Annotated in this window: 25 protein-coding genes; 20 read left to right on the top strand and 5 right to left on the bottom strand. The window is 63.3% G+C overall.

Annotation, left to right across the window (positions count from 1 at the left end; all coding sequences use genetic code 11):
• The first annotated feature begins 4 nt into the window (after positions 1-4).
• From nuoE to ispF, 15 genes are all read left to right on the top strand, one after another.
• Positions 5-484 (top strand): NADH-quinone oxidoreductase subunit NuoE, encoded by a 480-nt coding sequence (gene nuoE, locus FHW58_RS01720; RefSeq protein WP_176644771.1) that lies wholly within the window; start codon positions 5-7, stop codon positions 482-484.
• Positions 481-1776 (top strand): NADH-quinone oxidoreductase subunit NuoF, encoded by a 1296-nt coding sequence (gene nuoF / locus FHW58_RS01725; protein WP_179671365.1) that lies wholly within the window; start codon positions 481-483, stop codon positions 1774-1776. Before nuoE ends, nuoF begins: the two co-directional genes overlap by 4 nt.
• Positions 1777-1798: 22 nt before the next feature.
• The gene (nuoG, locus tag FHW58_RS01730) at positions 1799-4117 is read left to right on the top strand and encodes an NADH-quinone oxidoreductase subunit NuoG (RefSeq protein ID WP_179671366.1); all 2319 of its coding nucleotides are present in this window, start codon (positions 1799-1801) and stop codon (positions 4115-4117) included.
• Positions 4117-5202, top strand: coding sequence for an NADH-quinone oxidoreductase subunit NuoH (nuoH, locus tag FHW58_RS01735; RefSeq protein ID WP_179671367.1), 1086 nt, complete (start codon positions 4117-4119; stop codon positions 5200-5202). The genes nuoG and nuoH overlap by 1 nt, the downstream gene beginning before the upstream one ends.
• 12 nt (positions 5203-5214) lie before the next feature.
• Positions 5215-5703, top strand: coding sequence for an NADH-quinone oxidoreductase subunit NuoI (gene nuoI / locus FHW58_RS01740; protein WP_154360378.1), 489 nt, complete (start codon positions 5215-5217; stop codon positions 5701-5703).
• Positions 5704-5790: 87 nt separating this feature from the next.
• Positions 5791-6420 (top strand): NADH-quinone oxidoreductase subunit J, encoded by a 630-nt coding sequence (locus tag FHW58_RS01745; RefSeq protein ID WP_179671368.1) that lies wholly within the window; start codon positions 5791-5793, stop codon positions 6418-6420.
• Complete coding sequence (nuoK, locus tag FHW58_RS01750; protein WP_110848930.1) at positions 6417-6725, top strand: NADH-quinone oxidoreductase subunit NuoK; 309 nt, start codon at positions 6417-6419, stop codon at positions 6723-6725. The genes FHW58_RS01745 and nuoK overlap by 4 nt, the downstream gene beginning before the upstream one ends.
• Before the next feature lie 36 nt (positions 6726-6761).
• Positions 6762-8858 (top strand): NADH-quinone oxidoreductase subunit L, encoded by a 2097-nt coding sequence (nuoL, locus tag FHW58_RS01755; RefSeq protein WP_179671369.1) that lies wholly within the window; start codon positions 6762-6764, stop codon positions 8856-8858.
• A 31-nt stretch (positions 8859-8889) separates the two neighbouring features.
• Entirely contained in the window at positions 8890-10386 is a 1497-nt protein-coding gene (locus tag FHW58_RS01760; protein ID WP_179671370.1) for an NADH-quinone oxidoreductase subunit M, read from the top strand.
• 20 nt (positions 10387-10406) lie between these two features.
• Complete coding sequence (gene nuoN / locus FHW58_RS01765) at positions 10407-11912, top strand: NADH-quinone oxidoreductase subunit NuoN (RefSeq protein WP_179671371.1); 1506 nt, start codon at positions 10407-10409, stop codon at positions 11910-11912.
• Positions 11912-12217, top strand: a complete 306-nt coding sequence (locus FHW58_RS01770; protein WP_179671372.1) for a DUF2818 family protein — start codon at positions 11912-11914, stop codon at positions 12215-12217. Before nuoN ends, FHW58_RS01770 begins: the two co-directional genes overlap by 1 nt.
• Before the next feature lie 34 nt (positions 12218-12251).
• A complete protein-coding gene (locus FHW58_RS01775; RefSeq protein WP_179671373.1) occupies positions 12252-12803 on the top strand; it encodes an NUDIX domain-containing protein in 552 nt (183 codons plus the stop codon).
• 8 nt (positions 12804-12811) lie between these two features.
• Positions 12812-13498, top strand: a complete 687-nt coding sequence (locus FHW58_RS01780; RefSeq protein WP_229265012.1) for a hypothetical protein — start codon at positions 12812-12814, stop codon at positions 13496-13498.
• Positions 13499-13612: 114 nt separating this feature from the next.
• Positions 13613-14344, top strand: coding sequence for a 2-C-methyl-D-erythritol 4-phosphate cytidylyltransferase (ispD, locus tag FHW58_RS01785; RefSeq protein WP_179671375.1), 732 nt, complete (start codon positions 13613-13615; stop codon positions 14342-14344).
• On the top strand, positions 14341-14829 hold the full coding sequence (gene ispF, locus FHW58_RS01790; RefSeq protein ID WP_179671376.1) for a 2-C-methyl-D-erythritol 2,4-cyclodiphosphate synthase: 489 nt from the start codon (positions 14341-14343) through the stop codon (positions 14827-14829). Before ispD ends, ispF begins: the two co-directional genes overlap by 4 nt.
• Here ispF and FHW58_RS27305 read toward each other — a convergent pair.
• Entirely contained in the window at positions 14769-15269 is a 501-nt protein-coding gene (locus tag FHW58_RS27305) for a DUF433 domain-containing protein (protein ID WP_218892614.1), read from the bottom strand. The two genes, ispF and FHW58_RS27305, sit on opposite strands and share 61 nt — an antisense overlap.
• Before the next feature lie 224 nt (positions 15270-15493).
• Between FHW58_RS27305 and FHW58_RS01800 the strand changes: the two genes are divergently transcribed.
• On the top strand, positions 15494-16099 hold the full coding sequence (locus FHW58_RS01800; RefSeq protein WP_179671377.1) for a nucleotidyltransferase family protein: 606 nt from the start codon (positions 15494-15496) through the stop codon (positions 16097-16099).
• Here FHW58_RS01800 and FHW58_RS27310 read toward each other — a convergent pair.
• Both FHW58_RS27310 and FHW58_RS27870 read right to left on the bottom strand, forming a co-directional pair.
• Positions 16063-16539 carry a DUF433 domain-containing protein gene (locus FHW58_RS27310; protein ID WP_229265013.1) on the bottom strand — a complete coding sequence of 159 codons (477 nt, stop codon included), beginning with the start codon at positions 16537-16539 and terminating at the stop codon, positions 16063-16065. The genes FHW58_RS01800 and FHW58_RS27310 overlap by 37 nt on opposite strands.
• Complete coding sequence (locus FHW58_RS27870; protein ID WP_179671378.1) at positions 16466-16768, bottom strand: BrnT family toxin; 303 nt, start codon at positions 16766-16768, stop codon at positions 16466-16468. The genes FHW58_RS27310 and FHW58_RS27870 overlap by 74 nt, the downstream gene beginning before the upstream one ends.
• A 34-nt stretch (positions 16769-16802) precedes the next feature.
• On the opposite strand from FHW58_RS27870, the gene FHW58_RS01815 reads away from it, so the two are divergent.
• A complete protein-coding gene (locus tag FHW58_RS01815) occupies positions 16803-17156 on the top strand; it encodes a DUF1264 domain-containing protein (RefSeq protein WP_179671379.1) in 354 nt (117 codons plus the stop codon).
• Here the strand turns inward: FHW58_RS01815 and FHW58_RS01820 are convergent.
• On the bottom strand, positions 17153-18004 hold the full coding sequence (locus FHW58_RS01820) for an NAD(P)H-binding protein (protein ID WP_179671380.1): 852 nt from the start codon (positions 18002-18004) through the stop codon (positions 17153-17155). The genes FHW58_RS01815 and FHW58_RS01820 overlap by 4 nt on opposite strands.
• A 97-nt stretch (positions 18005-18101) precedes the next feature.
• On the opposite strand from FHW58_RS01820, the gene FHW58_RS01825 reads away from it, so the two are divergent.
• Together FHW58_RS01825 and FHW58_RS01830 are read left to right on the top strand one after the other, a co-directional pair.
• The gene (locus tag FHW58_RS01825; protein ID WP_179671381.1) at positions 18102-19007 is read left to right on the top strand and encodes a LysR family transcriptional regulator; all 906 of its coding nucleotides are present in this window, start codon (positions 18102-18104) and stop codon (positions 19005-19007) included.
• Positions 19008-19041: 34 nt separating this feature from the next.
• Complete coding sequence (locus FHW58_RS01830) at positions 19042-19338, top strand: hypothetical protein (protein ID WP_229265015.1); 297 nt, start codon at positions 19042-19044, stop codon at positions 19336-19338.
• Here FHW58_RS01830 and FHW58_RS01835 read toward each other — a convergent pair.
• Complete coding sequence (locus tag FHW58_RS01835) at positions 19335-20570, bottom strand: MFS transporter (protein WP_179671383.1); 1236 nt, start codon at positions 20568-20570, stop codon at positions 19335-19337. The genes FHW58_RS01830 and FHW58_RS01835 overlap by 4 nt on opposite strands.
• 89 nt (positions 20571-20659) lie before the next feature.
• Between FHW58_RS01835 and FHW58_RS01840 the strand changes: the two genes are divergently transcribed.
• Positions 20660-21259 (top strand): TetR/AcrR family transcriptional regulator, encoded by a 600-nt coding sequence (locus FHW58_RS01840; protein WP_179671384.1) that lies wholly within the window; start codon positions 20660-20662, stop codon positions 21257-21259.
• Positions 21260-21269: the final 10 nt, after the last annotated feature.

A 21269-nucleotide genomic window follows, 5' to 3' on the forward strand; every position in this document is an offset into this window, starting at 1 on the left:
AAGTATGTTGTTATCTGAGCAGTGCTATAAAAAAATCGATCGCGAGCTGGCCAAATACCCAGACGATCAGCGCCAATCGGCCGTGATGGCCGCGCTGGCGCACGCCCAGGTCGAGCTGGGCTGGGTGTCGCCCGACGTGATGCAGGAACTGGCCGACTACATCCGCATGCCGGCCATCGCCGTGCAGGAAGTGGCCACCTTCTACAATATGTACAACCTGAAGCCGGTCGGCAAGCACAAGATCACCGTGTGCACCAACCTGCCTTGCGCCCTGTCGGGCGGCGAGCGCGCGGCGCACCACCTGAAGCAGAAGCTGGGCATCGACTACCGTGACACCACGGCCGACGGCGAGTTCACGCTGATGGAAGGCGAGTGCATGGGCGCCTGCGGCGACGCGCCGGTGCTGCTGGTGAACAATCACCGCATGTGCAGCTTCATGACCAACGATAAAATCGACTCCCTGGTGGAGGAACTCAAGAAATGACGTCACTCCACAACCGTCACATCGATCCAGTCATTCTCGCCGGCCTCGACGGCGACAACTGGCACCTGGAAGACTACGTCAAACGCGGCGGCTACAGCGCACTGCGCCGCATCCTGGAAGAAAAAATCGCCCCGGAGCAGATCATCGCCGACCTCAAGGCCTCGTCGCTGCGCGGCCGCGGCGGCGCCGGTTTCCCGACCGGTCTGAAGTGGAGCTTCATGCCGCGCCAGTTCCCTGGCCAGAAGTACCTGGTATGCAACTCAGATGAGGGCGAACCGGGCACTTTCAAGGACCGCGACATCCTGCGCTACAACCCGCACGCGCTGATCGAAGGCATGGCCATTGGCGCTTACGCCATGGGCATCACGGTCGGCTACAACTACATCCACGGCGAGATCTTCGAGGTTTACACCCGCTTTGAAGAAGCGCTGGAAGAGGCGCGCGCCGCCGGCTTCCTGGGCGACAAGATCCTCGGCAGCGAGTTCAGCTTCCAGTTGCACGCGCACCACGGCTATGGCGCCTACATCTGCGGCGAGGAAACCGCGCTGCTGGAATCGCTGGAAGGCAAGAAGGGCCAGCCGCGCTTCAAGCCGCCGTTCCCGGCCTCGTTCGGCCTGTACGGCAAGCCGACCACCATCAACAACACCGAAACCTTCGCGGCGGTGCCGTTCATCCTGAACATGGGCCCGGAAAAATACCTGGCCATCGGCAAGCCGAACAACGGCGGCTCGAAGATCTTCTCGATCTCCGGCGACGTCGAGCGTCCGGGCAACTACGAGGTGCCGCTGGGCACCCCGTTCGCCAAGCTGCTGGAACTGGCGGGCGGCATGCGCGGCGGTAAAAAAATCAAGGCGGTCATCCCTGGCGGCTCGTCGGCCCCGGTGATCCGCGGCGAGATCATGATGGAAACCGACCTGGACTACGATTCGATCGCCAAGGCGGGGTCGATGCTGGGGTCGGGCGCGGTCATCGTCATGGACGAAACGCGCTGCATGGTCAAGGCGATGGAGCGTCTGGCGTACTTCTACTTTGAAGAGTCGTGCGGCCAGTGCACCCCATGCCGCGAAGGTACGGGCTGGATGTACCGCATGATCCACCGTATCGAAAACGGCCAGGGCCGCCCGTCGGACCTGGACGTGTTGAACTCGGTTTGCGACAACATCCAGGGCCGCACGATTTGCGCGCTGGGCGACGCGGCGGCGATGCCGATGCGCGCGTTCATCAAGCAATTCCGCGAAGAATTTGAATATCACATCGAGCACAAGCATTGCTTAGTGCCCGCTTACATCTAAGCTGCGTCAGGTAACGATCACCATGGTTGAAATCGAAATAGACGGCAAAAAAGTCGAAGTCCCTGCTGGTAGCATGGTGATGGACGCCGCCAACAAATTGGGAACCTACATTCCGCACTTCTGCTATCACAAGAAATTGTCGATCGCTGCGAACTGCCGCATGTGCCTCGTCGAAGTGGAAAAGGCGCCGAAGCCTTTGCCAGCGTGCGCTACCCCGGTCTCGGCCGGCATGGTGGTGCGTTCGCACTCCGACAAGGCCGTGCAGGCCCAGAAGTCGGTGATGGAATTCCTGCTGATCAATCACCCGCTGGACTGCCCGATCTGCGATCAGGGCGGCGAATGCCAGCTGCAAGACTTGGCCGTGGGCTACGGCAAGGGCGAATCGCGCTACGAGGAAGACAAGCGCGTGGTCACGCCGAAAGATGCCGGCCCGCTGGTGTCGATGCAGGAAATGGCGCGCTGCATCCAGTGCACCCGCTGCGTGCGTTTCGGCCAGGAAGTGGCCGGCGTGATGGAGCTGGGCATGATCGGCCGCGGCGAACATTCCGAAATTACCGCCTTCGTCGGCCAGACCGTCAACTCGGAAATGTCCGGCAACATGATCGACCTGTGCCCGGTGGGCGCGCTGACGTCGAAGCCGTTCCGCTACAGCGCCCGCACCTGGGAACTGTCGCGCCGTAAATCGGTATCGCCGCACGACGGCCTGGGCGCCAACCTGATCGTGCAGGTCAAGGGCGGCAAGGTCAAGCGCGTGCTGCCGCTGGAAAACGAAGCGGTCAACGAATGCTGGATTTCCGACAAGGACCGCTTCTCGTACGAAGGCCTGGACACCACCGACCGCCTGACCCAGCCGATGCTGAAGCAGGGCGGCGAGTGGAAGGAAGTCGACTGGCAGACCGCGCTGGAATACGTCGCGCACGGCCTGAAGAACATCAAGCACGAGCATGGCGCCAACGCCATCGCCGCCGTGGCCACGCCGCACTCGACGCTGGAAGAACTGCACCTGCTGCAAAAAGTCGTGCGCGGCCTGGGCTCGGACAGCGTCGACACCCGTCTGCGCCAGAGCGATTTCTCGCTGGACGTGACCCCGTGGCTGGGCATGTCGATCACCGAATTCGGCGCGCTGAACCGCGCCTTCGTGATCGGCTCGTTCCTGCGCAAGGATCACCCGCTGCTGGCCACCCGTCTGCGCACGGCAGTGAAGGGCGGCGCCAAGCTGTCGATCCTGCACGCGACCGACGACGACCTGCTGATGAACGTCGCCAACAAGATCATCGCCGCGCCGTCGGACTGGCTGTCGGCGCTGTCGCAAGTGGTGGCCGCCGTGGCCAAGGCCAAGGAAGTGGCCGCGCCGGCCGGCTTCGACAGCGTACAGCCATCGGACGCCGCCACCGCCATCGCCGCCTCGCTGCTGTCGGGCGAGAACAAGGGCGTGTTCCTGGGTAACGCTGCCGCACAACATCCGCAAGCCGCCGCGCTGCACGCCGCCGCGCAGTGGATCGCCGAACAGACCGGCGCCAAGCTGGGCTACCTGACCGAGGCCGCCAACACCGTCGGCGCCTACGTCGCCAACGCCAACGCCGGCAAGGCGCCAGTCTTCACCGAAGCCAAATCGGCCTACGTGCTGCTGAACGCCGAGCCGGCACTGGACGCGCACAATCCGCAAGCCGCCGTCGCCGCGCTGCACAAGGCCGAGATGGTGGTGGTGCTGTCGCCGTTCAAGCACGGCCTGGACTATGCCGACGTGCTGCTGCCGGTGTCGCCATTCAGCGAAACCTCGGGCACCTTCGTCAACGCCGAAGGCCGTGCGCAGAGCTTCAACGCCACCGTCAAGCCGCTGCTGGAAACCCGTCCGGCGTGGAAAGTGCTGCGCGTGCTGGGCAACATCCTGGGCCTGACCGGCTTCGACTACGAGACCTCGGAAGCGGTGCGTGACGAAGTGCTGGGCGCCGGCGTGACCGACGTTTCGGGCAAGCTGAACAATGTGTCCAAACTGCCGCTGGCGGCCGCCGCGCCAACCTTCTCCGGCACCGAGCGTATCGCCGACGTGCCGATCTACTTTGCCGACGCCATCGTGCGCCGCGCCGAATCGCTGCAGAAGATGGCCGACAGCGCCGCGCCGAAAGCGCACCTGTCGGGCGCGCTGGCGCAGCAACTGGGCGTGACCGACGGCGACAAGGTCAAGGTCACCCAGGGTTCGGGCAGCGCCATCCTGGTGGCCGCTGTCGACGCCAAACTGCCTGCCAACGCCGTGCGCGTGGCCGCTGCGCACGCATCGACCGCCGTACTGGGCAGCATGTTCGGTCCTATCACCGTAGAAAAAGCAGGAGAGGTGAAATAATGGCTCTGCCTGAATTCGTCACTACCATCAACACCATGGGCGCCAACAGCCCGCTGGCGCCGGCCTGGCCGCTGATCTGGGCGCTGATCCGCATCATCGTCGTGCTGCTGCCACTGATGGGTCTGGTTGCCTACCTGACCCTGTGGGAGCGCAAGTTCATCGGCTGGATCCAGATCCGCGTCGGTCCCAACCGCGTCGGGCCGATGGGCCTGCTGCAGCCGATCGCCGACGCGCTGAAACTGCTGTTCAAGGAGATCATCACCCCGGCCAAGGCCAACCCTGGCCTGTTCGTCATCGGCCCGATCATGACCATCATGCCGGCGCTGGCGTGCTGGGCGGTGGTGCCGTTCGGCCCGGAAGCGGTGCTGGCCAACGTCAACGCCGGCCTGCTGCTGCTGATGGCGATCACCTCGATGGAGGTGTACGGCATCATCATCGCCGGCTGGGCGTCGAACTCGAAATACTCGTTCATGGGCGCGATGCGCGCCTCGGCACAGATGATTTCGTATGAAATCGCCATGGGCTTCGTGCTGGTGGTGGTGCTGATGGTGTCCGGTTCGCTGAACTTCATCGACATCGTGCACGGCCAGCAGCAGGGCATGATGGCCGACAAGGGCCTGAACTTCCTGTCGTGGAACTGGCTGCCGCTGCTGCCGCTGTTCGTGGTCTACCTGACCTCCGGCCTGGCCGAGTGCAACCGTCACCCGTTCGACGTGGTCGAAGGCGAATCGGAAATCGTGGCCGGCCACATGGTTGAATATTCGGGCATGGCCTACGCCATGTTCATGCTGGCCGAATACGCCAACATGATCCTGATCGCAGTCCTGGGTTCCATCATGTTCCTGGGCGGCTGGTCGGCGCCATTCGCCTTCCTGGAATTCTGGGGTGGCTTCGGCGGCTTCTTCTGGCTGTTCGTAAAAGCTTTCTTCCTGGTGTCGGTCTTCATCTGGGTGCGTGGTACCTTCCCGCGCTACCGTTATGACCAGATCATGCGCCTGGGCTGGAAAGTGTTCATCCCGCTGACGCTGGTGTACCTGGTGTTCGTCGCCGGCTGGATGCAGACCTCCTGGAATATCTGGAAGTAAGGAATAGAGACAATGGAACGTTTAAAAGACTTTATCGGCAGCTTCATGCTGACCGAGCTGATCAAAGGGATGGCGCTGACGGGCAAGTATATGTTCTCGCGCAAGATCACCGTGCAGTACCCGGAAGAGAAGACGCCCATGTCGCCGCGCTTCCGCGGCCTGCACGCGCTGCGCCGCTACCCGAACGGGGAAGAGCGCTGCATCGCCTGCAAACTGTGCGAGGCGGTGTGCCCGGCGATGGCGATCACCATCGAATCCGAGCAGCGCGCGGACGGCTCGCGCCGCACCACCCGCTACGACATCGACCTGACCAAGTGCATCTTCTGCGGCTTCTGCGAAGAGTCGTGCCCGGTTGACTCGATCGTGGAAACGCATGTGCTGGAATACCACGGCGAGAAACGCGGCGATCTGTACTACACGAAAGAGATGCTGCTGGCCGTCGGCGACCGTTACGAAAACGACATCGCCGCGGCCCGCGCAGCGGACGCTCCGTATCGCTAACCGGTGCTGTCCCGGCCCCGCCAAGGCGGGGCCACGGGCAGCCAACCGGCAGGTGGATCAATCAACTGTACGTCTCTTGGGTTAGTTATGGAATTTAAAACTGCTTTGTTCTACGTCTTCGCGGCCATTATGGTGCTGGCCGCGACGCGCGTTATCACGGCCCGCAATCCGGTGCACGCGGCACTGTTCCTGGTGCTGGCGTTCTTCAACGCCGCCGGCATCTGGCTGCTGCTGGAAGCCGAGTTCCTGGCCATTGTGCTGGTGCTGGTCTATGTCGGCGCCGTGATGGTGCTGTTCCTGTTCGTGGTGATGATGCTGGACATCGACACCGAAAAGCTGCGCGCCAATTTCTGGGGCTACCTGCCGGTAGCCTCGTTGGTCGGCGTCATCATCGTGCTGGAAATGGCCGCCGTGCTGTGGCGCTCGTTCCTGTCGTTCGACCCGCGTCCGGCGCCTGTCGCCAGCCTGGGCGGCACCAAGGAACTGGGCATCCAGATCTACACCAAATACATCTATGGCTTTGAAATCGCCGCCGTGGTCCTGCTGGTGGCGATCATCGCCGCCGTCGCCCTGACCCTGCGCAAGCGCAAAGACACCAAACACTTCGACCCAGCCGACGCCGTCCGCGTCAAGCGCAATGACCGCCTGAAGATCGTCAAGATCGCGCCGGTCACCAGCCGCGGCCAGGCCGAAACCGAAGTTAAGGAGGCACCATGACTTTATCCCTGGCTCACTACCTGGTCCTGGGCGCGATCCTGTTCGCGATCTCGATCGTTGGTATTTTCCTGAACCGCAAGAACATCATCATCATCCTGATGGCCATCGAACTGATGCTGCTGGCAGTGAATATGAACTTCATCGCGTTCTCGCATTACCTCGGTGATGCGGCAGGTCAGATCTTCGTCTTCTTCATCCTGACCGTGGCGGCCGCCGAATCGGCAATCGGCCTCGCGATCCTGGTGGTGCTGTTCCGTAATCTGGACACCATCAACGTGGAAGACCTGGACAGCCTGAAGGGCTAATTTAAACCTCTCGAAAAATAACGATTAAGGTTCATCATGGCGGTTACTCTTAACCCTAATCTCCTGCTAGTCGTACCCCTGGCGCCCCTGGCGGGCGCCGCGGTGGCGGGCTTGTTGGGAACGAAATTCTTCGGCAACGTGGTCGGTCGCAAGACCGCGACCGCGGCGACCATCCTGGGCGTGCTGGTGGCATTCATCATTTCGGCGATGACGCTGAATGATGTGATCAACGGCGCGACCTTCAACGGCACCATCTACAACTGGATGACGGTGGCCGGCATGAAGATGGAAGTCGGCTTCCAGATCGATTCGCTGTCGGCGATGATGATGTGCGTGGTGACCTTCGTGTCGCTGATGGTGCACATCTACACCATCGGCTACATGGCGGAAGACGAGGGCTACAACCGCTTCTTCTCGTACATCTCGCTGTTCACCTTCTCGATGCTGATGCTGGTGATGTCCAACAACTTCCTGCAGCTGTTCTTCGGCTGGGAAGCGGTGGGCCTGGTGTCGTATCTGCTGATCGGCTTCTGGTACACCCGGCCGACCGCCATTTTCGCCAACATGAAGGCCTTCCTGGTCAACCGTGTGGGTGACTTCGGCTTCATCCTGGGCATCGGCCTGCTGCTGGCTTACGCCGGCTCGATGAACTACCAGGAAGTGTTCGCCAAGCGCGAAGCGCTGGCCCTGCTGACCCTGCCGGGCACCGACTGGATGCTGCTGACCGTGGCCTGTATCTGCCTGTTCATCGGCGCCATGGGTAAATCGGCGCAGTTCCCGCTGCACGTGTGGCTGCCGGACTCGATGGAAGGCCCGACCCCGATTTCCGCGCTGATCCACGCGGCCACCATGGTTACCGCCGGCATCTTCATGGTGTCGCGCATGTCGCCGCTGTTCGAGCTGTCGGACACCGCGCTGAGCTTCATCCTGGTCATCGGTTCGATCACCGCGCTGTTCATGGGCTTCCTGGGCATCATCCAGAACGACATCAAGCGCGTTGTCGCTTACTCGACGCTGTCGCAGCTGGGCTACATGACCGTGGCGCTGGGCTCGTCGGCCTACTCGGTGGCGGTGTTCCACCTGATGACCCACGCATTCTTCAAGGCGCTGCTGTTCCTGGGCGCCGGCTCGGTCATCATCGGCATGCACCACGACCAGGACATCCGCAACATGGGCGGCCTGCGCAAGTACATGCCGATCACCTGGATCACCTCGCTGCTGGGTTCGCTGGCCCTGATCGGCACGCCGTTCTTCTCGGGCTTCTACTCGAAGGACTCGATCATCGAAGCGGTGCACGAGACCCATATCTGGGGCGCCGGTTTCGCCAACTTCGCCGTGCTGGCGGGTGTGTTCGTGACCGCGTTCTACTCGTTCCGCATGTACTTCCTGGTGTTCCACGGTAAAGAGCGTTTCGGCCAGGCGCACGCCCACGGCCACGACGACCACCACGCCCATGACGCCAAGGCGCACGACGCCCACGGCCATGACAGCGACGCCCACCACGAGGAAGAGGAAGACGATCACGGCCACCACGGCCTGGCCCCGGGCCAGAAGCCGCACGAGTCGCCGTTCGTGGTCTGGTTCCCGCTGGTTGCGCTGGCCATCCCATCGGTCATCATCGGCGCGCTGGCCATCGGCCCGATGCTGTTCGGCGACTTCTTCAAGGGTGTGATCTTCATCGGCGAAAACCACAAGGCGATGGAACTGCTGGCAGAGGAATACCACGGCCCGGTGGCCATGGCGATCCACTCGCTGACCTCGCTGCCGCTGTGGCTGGCGATTGCCGGCGTGGCGTTCTCGTACTACTGCTACATGATCAACCCGCGCGTGCCGGCCTGGTTCTACGAAAAGTTCAAGGCCCTGCATACGCTGCTGGACAACAAGTACTACATGGACAAGTTCAACGAAGTCGTGTTCGCCGGCGGTGCGCGCCTGCTGGGCAATGGCTTGTGGAACGTGGGCGACAAGACCCTGATCGACGGCCTGGTGGTGAATGGCAGCGCCAAAGTCGTCGGCTGGTTCTCGGCGCTGACCCGCCTGGCGCAGACTGGTTACATCTACCACTACGCGTTTGTGATGATCCTGGGCATCCTGGGGTTCCTGGTCTACTTCCTGCCGTTTTGGCACGCTTAATTAGCTGATACGCAAAGAGATAACGATAACCATGATGTCAACAATATCTTCATTACCTCCGTACCTGAGCCTCTCGATCTGGCTCCCGATTATTTTCGGCCTGATCGTGCTGGCGGTAGGCCGTGACAGCAACGCCGGCTTCACCCGCGTGCTGTCGCTGGTCGGCGCACTGGTCAGCTTCGGCGCCACCGTGCCGCTGATCACCCACTTCGACAACGCCGCCCACGGCATGCAGTTCGTCGAGAAATCGGCGTGGATCGAACGCTTCAACATCTTCTACGCGCTGGGCATCGACGGCCTGTCGCTGTGGTTCGTGCCGCTGACCGCCTTCATCACCATCATCGTGGTGATCTCGGCGTGGCAGGTGATCCAGAAACGCGTGGCCCAGTACATGGGCGCGTTCCTGATCCTGTCCGGCCTGATGGTCGGCGTGTTCGCCGCCACCGACGGCCTGCTGTTCTACTTCTTCTTTGAAGCGACGCTGATCCCGATGTACATCATCATCGGTATCTGGGGCGGCGAGAACCGCGTGTACGCCTCGTTCAAGTTCTTCCTGTACACCTTCTTCGGCTCGCTGCTGACGCTGGTTGCCATCATCTACCTGTACAAGGTCACCGGTAGCTGGGACATCCTGTACTGGCACAAGGCGCCGCTGACGATGACCGAGCAGATCGCCATCTTCTTCGCCTTCTTCATGGCGTTTGCCGTGAAAGTGCCGATGTTCCCGGTCCACACCTGGCTGCCGGACGTGCACGTGGAAGCGCCGACCGGCGGTTCCGCCGTGCTGGCCGCGATCATGCTGAAGCTGGGCGCCTACGGTTTCATCCGTTTCTCGCTGCCGATCGCGCCGGACGCCTCGCACTACCTGTCGGGCTTCGTCATCACGCTGTCGCTGATCGCCGTGGTCTACATCGGCCTGGTGGCGCTGGTACAGAAAGACATGAAAAAGCTGGTCGCCTACTCGTCGATCGCGCACATGGGCTTTGTCACGCTGGGCTTCTTCGTGTTCAACAACATGGCAGTGCAGGGCGCCATCATGCAGATGATCTCGCACGGCTTCGTGTCGGGCGCGATGTTCCTGTGCATCGGCGTGCTGTACGACCAGGCGCACTCGCGCCAGATCGCCGACTACGGTGGTGTGGTCAACAAGATGCCGCGTTTCGCCGCCTTCTTCATCCTGTTCTCGATGGCCAACTGCGGCCTGCCAGCGACCTCCGGTTTCGTCGGCGAGTTCATGGTGATCCTGGGCGCCACCCAGTACAACTTCTGGATCGGCCTGCTGGCAGCAACGGCGCTGATCTTGGGTGCAGCGTACTCGCTGTGGATGGCCAAGCGCGTCATCTTCGGCAAAGTGACCAACCACCACGTGGCCGAACTGGTCGACCTGAATGGCCGCGAGTTCTTCATGCTGGGCATTCTGGCGGTTGCCACGCTGTACATGGGCCTGTACCCGGCACCATTCACCGACACGATGCAAACCTCGGTCGCTGACCTGCTGGCACACGTAGCACACAGCAAGCTGCCTTAAGAGATAACGGAAACGCATAAATGACTACACCTATTCCACAAGAGGCCGTGAACCTGGTCCCGGCCTACGCCGAGATCGCGCTGGTGATCGGCGCTTCGGCCATCCTGCTGATCGACATGTTCCTGTCCAAGGCGCAGCGTTCGTTCACCTACGTGCTGTCGCTGCTGATGCTGGTGGTGCTGGCCGGTATCAGCTACCACGACTACGCCGCCGGCACCACGGCCTATACCTTCCACGGGATGTTCGTGTCCGACCCGATGGCCAACCTGCTCAAGCTGTTCACCTACCTGACCGTGGGCATGACGCTGGTGTATTCGCGCCAGTACGCGGGCGACCGCGACATGCTGAGCGGTAACCTGGGCGGCGAGTTCTACGTGCTGGCGCTGTTTGCCATGCTGGGCCAGATGGTGATGATCTCGGGCTCCAGCCTGCTGTCGATCTACCTGGGCGTGGAACTGATGTCGCTGTCGCTGTACGCGCTGGTGGCCATGCGCCGCGACAATGTGCGCGCGACCGAAGCGGCAATGAAGTACTTCGTGCTGGGCGCGCTGGCGTCGGGCTTCCTGCTGTACGGCATGTCGATGCTGTACGGCGCCACCGGCACGCTGGACATCGCCCAGATCTCGGCGGCGGCGGCCAGCGGCACCATCAACAAGACCATCCTGGTGTTCGGCCTGGTATTCCTGGTGGCCGGCCTGGCGTTCAAACTGGGCGCCGTGCCATTCCACATGTGGGTGCCGGACGTCTACGACGGTGCGCCTACCGCTGTCACGCTGCTGCTGGGCGGCGCGCCGAAGATCGCCACCTTCGCCATCTGCATCCGCCTGCTGGTGGAAGGCCTGATGCCGATGGCCTTTGACTGGCAGCAGATGCTGATGGTGCTGGCCGTGCTGTCGCTGGTGATCGGCAACCTGACCGCCATCGCCCAGACCAACATCAAGCGTATGCTGGCGTACTCGACCATCGCACAGATCGGCTTCGTGCTGCTGGGCCTGCTGTCGGGCGTGGCCGGCACCACCGATGTGAGCGGCCGCGACGCCGCCTACAGCGCCGGCATGTACTACGTCATCACCTACGTGCTGACCACGGTCGGCACCTTCGGCACGCTGATGCTGGCCTCGCGCGCCGGTTTCGACGCCGACAACATCGCCGACTTCAAGGGCCTGAGCAAGCGCAATGGCTGGTTCGCGCTGGTCATGACCATCCTACTGTTCTCGCTGGCCGGCGTGCCGCCAATGATGGGCTTCGCCGCCAAGTTCGCCGTGCTGAACTCGGTGCTGGCCACCGGCCAGCTGTGGCTGACCATCTTCGCGGTGATGTTCTCGCTGATCGGCGCGTTCTACTACCTGCGCGTCATCAAGACCATGTGGTTTGACGAGCCGGTGGACACCGCGCCGATTGCCGCACCGGCCGACATGAAGCTGGTGCTGAGCATCAACGGTCTGGCCATCGTGGCGTTGGGCCTGATGCCGGAAGGCCTGCTGAAAGCCTGCCTGGCCGCCATCAAAGTGACGCTGGCCACCTGATGGATACCTCCATCGCGGCCTGGCTGGTGATCGCGGTCGCTTTGGCGGCCGCCAACCTGCCATTCTTCAACGACCGCCTGTTCGCCGTCATCGGCGCCAAATGGCAGCGCAAGCCGCTGGCCATCCGGCTGCTGGAAATGACGGCGCTCTACCTGGTCGTTGGGGCGCTGGGTTTCGCCCTCGAAGCCAACATCGGCACCCGTTTCCCGCAGACCTGGGAGTTCTACGCGATCTCCGCCTGCCTGTTTGTCGTTCTCGGTTTTCCGGGATTCATCGTCCGCTACCTGCGCAAGCCTCACGGCTGATACACTATCGTTCTCATACGATAGTGGAGCAGGGATGGACAACCTCAAAGAAACGCGCATCGACGGTGAACTGGCCTACGACGGCCACTTCCTGAAGGTGCAGCGTGACATCATAGAACTCCCCAACGGCAAGCGCACCAAGCGCGAATACATCCTGCACCCCGGTGCGGTGGTGATTTTGCCGCTGCTGGACGACGGCACCGTGCTGATGGAACGCCAGTTCCGCTACCCGCTGCACGACGTCTTCATCGAATTCCCTGCCGGTAAAATCGATCCGGGCGAAGATCCGCTGCTGGCCGCCCGGCGCGAGCTGGAGGAGGAAACCGGCTACACCGGCGGCGAATGGCAGTTCGTCACCAAGATTCACAACGCCATCGCCTACTCGGACGAGCACCTGGACCTGTACCTGGCGCGCGGCCTCAAGCCCGGCCCGGCCAGGCTCGACGAAGGCGAATTCCTCGAAACCTTCACCGCCACCATCGACGAGTTGCTGCAGTGGGTACGCGAAGGCAAGATCACCGACGTCAAGACCGTGATCGGCATCTTCTGGCTGGACAAGCTGCGCGCGGGCGACTGGACGCTATGAAATGCTGGATGGCGTGCCTGCTGCTGCTTGCCGCTTGCGGTGCGCAGGCGGCGCAACAGCGCACGCCGTTCCAGATCCGCTGCGAGGACACGATCAGTAAGACGGTGTCGGTGCTGTCGTCGAAGCAGAATGGCTACACCATCAACAACCAGTTGCCGTACCGCGCGCTGACCGCGCGCACCGGCAGCATGAGCAACCGCATGCAGACATTGGGGCTGACCGTGACGCAGGGCGTGTACCGCGCCACGCTGGGCGGGCCGATCCTGCAGGACCCGGCCAGCGGCTACGAATGCGTGGCGCCGCGCGTGACTATCCAGTTGAATTATTCGCCGGTGCTGATCTACGTCGGCAACGAGTTCGTGCCGGGCAGCTGCGCCTACAAGGAAATTCTGGCGCACGAGCAGCGCCACCTGCAGGCCTACATGGACAACCTGGCGCGGGTGGAAAAGGTGGTGAAAGCGGCGTTGGACAAGCGTTTCGCCGGGCAACCGATGTACGCGCCGTCCGGCACCGCGATGTCGGCGCTGGAGCACGAGATCAACGGCACGTGGTTCCCGTTCATCCAGGCGGAATTCGACAAGGGCAAGATCGAGCAGGCCAAAATCGACTCGCCGCAGGAATACGCCCGGCTGGCCCAGGCCTGCAATGGCGAGATTGCCGCGATCGTCAACCGCCGCAGAAATCCGCGGCAGTAGATTGAGCCTCGCAGTCAACCCACAAGGTCGGGGTCGGACCCCTGCGGGGTCCGACCCCTGTTCGCCGCAGTGCGGGTCAAGCGGTTCCCGCGAACTCAGTAGAAAAAGAAAGTGATGACAGTAACCAATCAACCCCCGCGCCACGTCGCGCTGCTGCCCGCCGCCGGCGTCGGCGCGCGCATGGCGGCCAACGGCCCCAAACAATACCTGACGGTCGCCGGCAAACCGATGCTGCGCCACGCCGTGGACGCCTTCCGTGCCTCGCCGCTGGTGGCGCACACCTACGTCGTCGTCAGCCCGGACGACGGCGTGATCGACTCGGTGCTGCCGCCCTCGCTGGACGGCGTGACCGTGCTGCGCGTCGGCGGCGCCACCCGCATGGACTCGGTGCTGAACGGCCTGCGCGCGCTGGCCGGCCAGCTGGCCGACCACGACCTGGTGATGGTGCACGACGCCGCCCGTCCCGGCCTGACGCCGGAGCTGATCGCGCGCCTGATCGATGGCGTTGGCGACGACCCGGCCGGCGGCCTGCTGGCGCTGCCGGTGGTGGACACCATCAAGCGCGCCGCCGCGGCCACGGAAGGCGCCAGCGTCAGCGCCGCCACGGTGCCGCGCAGCGGCCTGTGGGCGGCGCAGACGCCGCAGATGTTCAGCTACGCGCTGCTGCTGCGCGCCCTCGGCAGCGCGCCCGACGCCACCGCCATCACCGACGACGCCAGCGCCGTCGAAATGCTCGGCTACGCGCCGCGCCTGATCGCAGGCCATCCACGCAATCTCAAAGTAACCCTGCCGGCGGACATCCGCATCGCCGAGATGTACCTGGCTCACAAGGAAGACCAATCATGACCACACTCCCATTTCGTATCGGCCAGGGCTACGACTGCCACGCGCTGGTGGAAGGCCGCAAGCTGATCATCGGCGGCGTCGACATCCCGCACCACGTCGGCCTGCTGGGCCACTCGGACGCCGACGTGCTGCTGCACGCCATCACCGACTCGATCCTGGGCGCCGCCGCGCTGGGCGATATCGGCAAGCACTTCCCGGACACCGATCCCGACTTCAAGGGCGCCGACTCGCGCAAGCTGCTGCGGGAAGCCGCCAGGCGCGTGGTGGCCACCGGCTACCGCATCGGCAACATCGACTGCACCATCATCGCCCAGCGCCCGAAGATGGCGCCGCACATCCCGGCGATGCGCGCCAACATCGCCGAGGACCTGGGCGTGGACATCAGCCAGGTCAATGTCAAGGCCAAGACCAATGAAAAGCTGGGCTACCTCGGCCGCGAAGAAGGCATCGCCGCGGAGTCTATTGCCTTGCTGATCTCCTCGTAAAAAATCGTGGCGTCGTTCTCTAGCACAGCGGTGGCGACGTCGCGCGACACGGCGGGATAGTTGGCCAGGAAGGCGGACATCGGCCGCCCCGCCAGCAGATAGTCGAACATGTACTTGATCGGCACCAACGTATCTTTGAAAACGGGCATTCCGCCCAGGATGCCCGGCTCCATTTGTACCAGTGGCGTAATGGACTTCATAAACGCCAGTACCTCCGGATCAAACGGTTCCAAGGGTGAGCTGCGAGGCGGAATAACCCGGCCGTTAAAGTAGTGCACCGGCTCGCCGAAATATCTCGGGTCATACTCCGGTCCATCCTCATCAATAATGATTTCATCGTCGTGGTTTGGCATGACATTCAGCCAGCTATTTTGATCCTCGAAGATATTTTCCTGACTCTTTTCGGCTCGCTTTTCTAGATGAGATAATTCGTATTCCATGGTGTCTCTCCGTGTAGGTAATGCCATGTTTGCGCAGGTTGCTTTTGCGCTTGGCCTCGTCCCACGTATAAATAGTCATTTCAGTGTAGCGGCTCGAAGATATCCTTCACGCGGACTGAAAAGCCAGCGGATTCAGGATATCTTCCGGCATCGTCCACCGCCGGCTTGACTCAACCTTAGCGTGGATCAAATGTGCGTGGATTTGACTGCATGGAGAAATCAGATTGGGAGAACTTGATAAACGCAGCCCGGATCGCTTTCGTGCCGATGTGGTGACCAACCGGAACAATCGCGCGATCCTGGAGCGCTGGACATCCCTGGCGCTGCCGGATGGCTGGCTGGTCGCGGGCTGTCTATTCCAGACGGTGTGGAACCTTCAGAGCGGCCGCGCGCCCGATGCGGATATCAAGGACTACGATCTCTTTTATTTCGATGCGAGCGATCTGAGTGAAGCGGCGGAACGTGAGCGGCAGGCCCACGTCGATAGCATACTGGCGGACCTCGGGGTTGCTGTTGAAGTATCGAACCAGGCGCGCGTGCACACGTGGTACGAGGCTTACTTTGGCCGTCCATATCCCGCGCTGGGCAGCGCCCGGGAAGGGATAGACCGTTTCCTCATGCCCGCAACCTGCGTCGGCATTCGTCCTGACGCTGTCCACGCCCCGAACAGCCTGGACATGCTGTATGACGGCGTGCTCACCGCCAATCCGCTCACGCCATACCCGGATCTGTTCGAAGCCAAGGCCGCGTCGTATCTCCAACGCTGGCCATGGCTTCGCATTGACCGAGGAGCCTATCGAGCCGCCAACGCTGCGCTGATATCTTCATAAAATAGCGTTGCCTCGCTATTCAACACGGCAACGGCAGTCCCGCGCGGCACCGACGGATACGCGCGCAGGAAGTCATCGAACTGCTGGCCAGCCAGAAGACAATCGAACATCCGTTTGATGGGGATGGCGGTGCCGCGGAATACCGGCATGCCGGCCTGAATGTCGTCCTCCATCTGAATGTACGGCGTCAGTGATTTCATGAACGCCAGTAGTTCGGGGTCAATAGGATCTGTTGGCGATTCGCGTGGCGGAATGACGCGACCGTTGAAGCGACGCACAGGATTGGCGTAGATACCTGACTCAAGCGGAGGACAGTCCCCGTCGAATAAGACATCTTCATCTGCGATAGGCATGACATTGATCCATTCACTGGTTGGCCCGAAATAATGCGAGCCGTTCTCGTCGGGTCGCCTTTCGGAATGAGATGATTCGTAATCCATAGTGTCTCTCCGCATAAACTATCGCAACTTCCAGGCTGTCATAAAATCCGGGCGTCAAGAATCGACGCTCGTTATAGTGATAGCGCGTGTCTTCAATCGTCAGTGAACTGTTGTTCTCAATCACCGTTGCCGCATCTTTGAAGTCGAGGCCATGGTCGCGCAAATTGATCTTCCGCTTGGCCTCGTCCCACGTGTAGGTCGTCATTTCAGTGTAGTGGCTCGAAGACATCCTTCAAGCGGACTGAAGAGCCAGCGGCCAGTTGATGGCGCCCGGCATTCCCGACGTGGCGGAGCACGCGCTGATGAAAACCAAGATGAACAGCTATGGCAAGACCTGGCACGTCTGGGACACCGAGCGCAACAACCTCCCGCTCGGTCCCGCCATGCTGGCTTGGTCGTTCAACCGCGACGGCGAGGCCGCGCCCGGCCTGGTCGAGCAGCGCGACCGCAAGATGGAGGTCGACACCGTCAAGACCCGCGCCGCGCGCCTCGATCTGCAACCACTGGCCCACCCGCAGTCGGGCGTGGATGACCTCAAGGGCCAGTTCCCGCGCCCGACCACGGATATTCCCGGCGTCACCGGCATCACCGGCACCGCTGGCACCACCAGCCGCTAGCGCTTCAGCAGGCCGGCGATGGCCACGTCCAGCGGCGCCACGCCCTTGCGCGGCGTGCCTTCAAAGGCGATCCAGCCCTCGTTGAAGCCATCCAGCATCTGCATGCGCGGCAGCGGATTTCGCATGCCCTGGGTGGTGAACAAGGCGGCCCATTCGTCGCGCGGCACCACGCGGGCGTTGACATATTTGCCCAGTTGCCGCGCGAAGCTGGCGGCGATGTCGGCCGGGCTGACGCGCGCCGGACCTTCCAGTTCCACCACGCGCACGCCGCTCCACGTTTCCCGCAACAGCTCGGCCGCCACCGAAGAGATGTCGGCGCACGCCACCATCGGCACCGGACGCTCCAGCGGCTGCAGATAGCTGGCGATGCTGCCTTCAGTGCGCGCGGATGGCACATCCCACAGGCTGTTCTCGATAAACCACGCGGCGCGCAGGAAAGTCACCGGCAGGCCGAGCGTGCTGAACTCGCGCTCCATGATACCGAGCTGGTTCAGCAGATTCGGTTCCGTCGCCTGTGCGCCGATGGTCGACAACGCGACCACGCGGGCAGGGCGTGCGGCCGCCAGCGCCTCGCGCAGGGCGGCGATGGTACGGCGCGCCTCTGGAAAACCTGCCGATGGATCGAAGGTCGGCGGCAGCAGCACGAACACCGCCTCGGCGCCGCTGAAGGCACGGGTCAGCGCGGCGACATCGTTGACATCCGCCAGCGCCACCTCGGCGCCGCGCGCGGCCCAGACCTCGCCCTTGGCCGCGTCGCGCACCACGGCGCGCACGGGCAGGCCGTCGTCCAGCAGTTGCTGACCCAGCACCGAGCCGACTTGTCCCGTAATTCCGGTAATCGCATACATGTTGTTCTCCTTGTGAAGTTGATGGGAGAATTTTGCTGCAAACCGGGGAATACTTCGATAGCATGGATGGCATATCATTGATGACCAAAGAGCATATATGGCTTTCGACGAACGGGTGGTGAACGGCCTGCGCATCCTGGCCGCGATTGTGGACAGCGGCAGTTTCGTGCGCGCCGGCGAGGCGCTGGCGATGTCGCAATCGGGCGTCAGCCGCGCCATCGCCCGGCTGGAGGCGCGGCTTAACATCCGGCTGTTCGACCGCACCACGCGCAAGATCGCGCTGACCGACGAAGGCCGCCGCTTCTATGCGGAGATCGGCCCGCTGCTGGCCGGCCTGGAAGACGCGGTGGCGTCGGCGGGCGAGGGCGCCGTCGTGGTACGCGGACGGCTGCGGGTGAATATCGATCCGATCTGCGCGCGCCTGCTGCTCGGCCCGAAACTGGGCGCCTTCCTCAAGCAGCACCCGGAGCTGGCGCTGGACCTGGCCGCGCGCGACCACCTCGGCGATATGGTCGGCGATGGCTACGACCTCGCCATCCGCCTCGGCTACCCGCAAACCTCGTCCCTGATCGCCCGCAAGCTGATGGACACGCGCGTGCTCACCGTCGCCACGCCGGCCTACCTGCGCAAGCACGGCACGCCGAAGAAGCCGATCGATCTGGAAAGCCCGGACCACGTCTGCATCCACTTCCGCAATCCGGCCACCGGACGGCCGTTCGACTGGGAATTCCACCGCGGCGGCAAGGTCACCACCGTCCACCCGCGCGGGCAGGTGACGCTCAACGATCCGGGCACGATGGAAAGCGTGCTGTTGTCCGGCTATGGCCTGGCGCAGGTGATCGATCTGGCGGTGCAGCCGCTGCTGCGTTCCGGCGCGCTGGTGCCGGTGCTGACGGCGTGGCCGGACGAGCGCTTCCCGCTGTACGCGCTGTACCCGTCGCGCCACCATCCGCCGGCCAAGACCCAGGCCTTCCTGGCCTTCGTCCAGTCTCTGCTACCATGACGGCTTTTGCGGGGAGTGGACGATGGCGCGGGATATGACGGCGTACCGCCAGGTGGCGGTGCATTCGGAGGCGTGGAACGGGCAGGTGGAGATCCACCCGATGCCGGGCCAGGCCTATGCCACCGACATGAACGTGCAATGCTCCAGCCGCCTGCGCGACACCAGCGTCTACCCGCTTGGCACCTGCTTCCTGGTGGAGGCCAAACTGACGGACCGCCTGGGCGGCCCGCAGTATCTGTACGTCTGGCATGGCGACGACATCAAGGTGATGTCGAAGAAGGAAGCGCAGGTCTTCCTCGGCGCTTACCGGCGCGTGCGGCTTAACGTTTAATGCACCGCGTGTAGCTTGGTGGCCGGCTGGTCGCCGTCACGTGCCCACAGTAGCGTGACCGCCGCCATGGTCAGCGCCAGCACGCCGCCCACCACCATCGCGCTCGACACGCCCAGATGGTCGACCGCCAGGCCGCCCACCAGCGCGCCGCTGGACAGCGCGATCTGCGCGGTGGTCACGAACACCGCGCCGCCGCTCTCCATCGCATGCGGCGCGGCCTGGAAGATCCAGGTCTGCACCGACATCGGCATCATGCCGAAGGCGATGCCCCACACCACCACCAGCAGCGTCGCGCCGACCAGGCCGGTGCCCAGCAGCGGCAGCAGCGCCGTCGACACGCCCATCACCACGCCGGTGGTGATCAGGCCGGCCCGCACGCTGCGCGCCAGGATCTTGCCGCCGATGACGTTGCCCACCAGGCCGGCCGCGCCGTACACCAGCAGCAGCACGCTGATGGTCTTGGCGTCCAGGTGCGCCTTCTGCGCCAGGAATGGCGTGATGTAGGTGTAGGCAGCGAACTGGCCGATGAACACCAGCATCGTGATGAAGATGCCCAGCCGCGCCTTCGGCACCCGCAACATCTCCGGCAACTGGCGGAAAGTGACCGCGCCCTTGGCCGGCAGCGCGGGCAGCAGCCGCATTTGCGTCAGCACCACCAGCAGCGCCACCACGGCGCCGGCGTAGAAGGCCACGCGCCAGCCGAACAATTCACCGACCAGCGCGCCGGCCGGCACGCCGGCCACGGTGCCGAGCGACACGCCGGCAAAGATCATCGACAGCGCGCGCGGCTCGGCGCCGGGCGGTACCAGCCGGGTGCTCAACGCCGGCCCCAGCGCCCAGAAGCCGCCCACGCCCACGCCCAGCAGCGCGCGGCCCAGCAACACCAGCGGGAACGACTGCGCCAGCGCCACAAGCAGGTTGGACAGCAGCATGGTGCCGGTCAGGCCCCACAGCACGTAGCGGCGGTCGGTCTTGCCGATGCCGACGGTGACCAGGATGGCCGCCAGCGCCGCCACCAGGCCGGGGATGGTGACCATCATGCCGGCCACGCCCTCGGTCACGCCCAGCTCGGCGGCGACCGCCGGCAGCAGGCCGACCGGCAGGAATTCAGTCGTCACCAGCGCGAACGCGCCAATGGCGATCGACAGCACGGCCGGCCATGGCGAGTGGTGCGGGCCGGGAGCGGGAGCGGGCGGCGCCTCGGCCGCCACGGTATTGGTCTGATTTTGCATGGGTATCCTGAAAAAGCTTGAGTTTTTTACTGGTCGGTTCATAATGTGCTCCGGGAGATATTTTGTCAATGAGTTTTTAACCGATTGGTATGAAAGAGCGAAAAATCGGCCGGCCGCGTACTTTTGACGCCGATCAGGCGCTGGACAAGGCGATGAAGGTGTTCTGGGAAAAGGGCTATGAAGGCAGTTCGCTGCCCGAGTTGACCGAGGCCATGGGCATGAATCGTCCCAGCCTGTATGCGGTGTTCGGCAACAAGGAAAACCTGTTCCGGCGGGCGCTGGAGCGCTACGGCGCCACCCACGACCCCTTGTTCGACGCCGCGCTGGAGCAAAAGACCGCGCGCGCCGTGGTCGAGCACTTCCTGCGCGGTAACGCCGACGCCCAGACCGAGGACGAGAATCCGCACGGCTGCCTGGTCATCAACGGCGCGCTGGCCTGCAGCGACGACGCGCTGCCGATCCGCAATTCCCTGATCGAGCGCCGCGCCGCCGCCGAGGCGCGCCTGTGCCGCCGCTTCGAACGCGCCAAGGAAGAGGGCGACCTGCCGGCCGACTTCTGCGCGGTGCAGATGGCGCGCTACGTGATGACCATGTCCAACGGCATGGCGGTGCAGGCCGCCGCCGGCGCCACCCGCCAGCAGTTGCAGCAGGTGGTGGACCAGGTGCTGCGCGGCTGGCCGGGCGCCTGAACGGATAACC

The sequence above is a fragment of the Duganella sp. 1224 genome (assembly GCF_013408245.1).
Classification (GTDB): Bacteria; Pseudomonadota; Gammaproteobacteria; order Burkholderiales; family Burkholderiaceae_D; genus Rugamonas.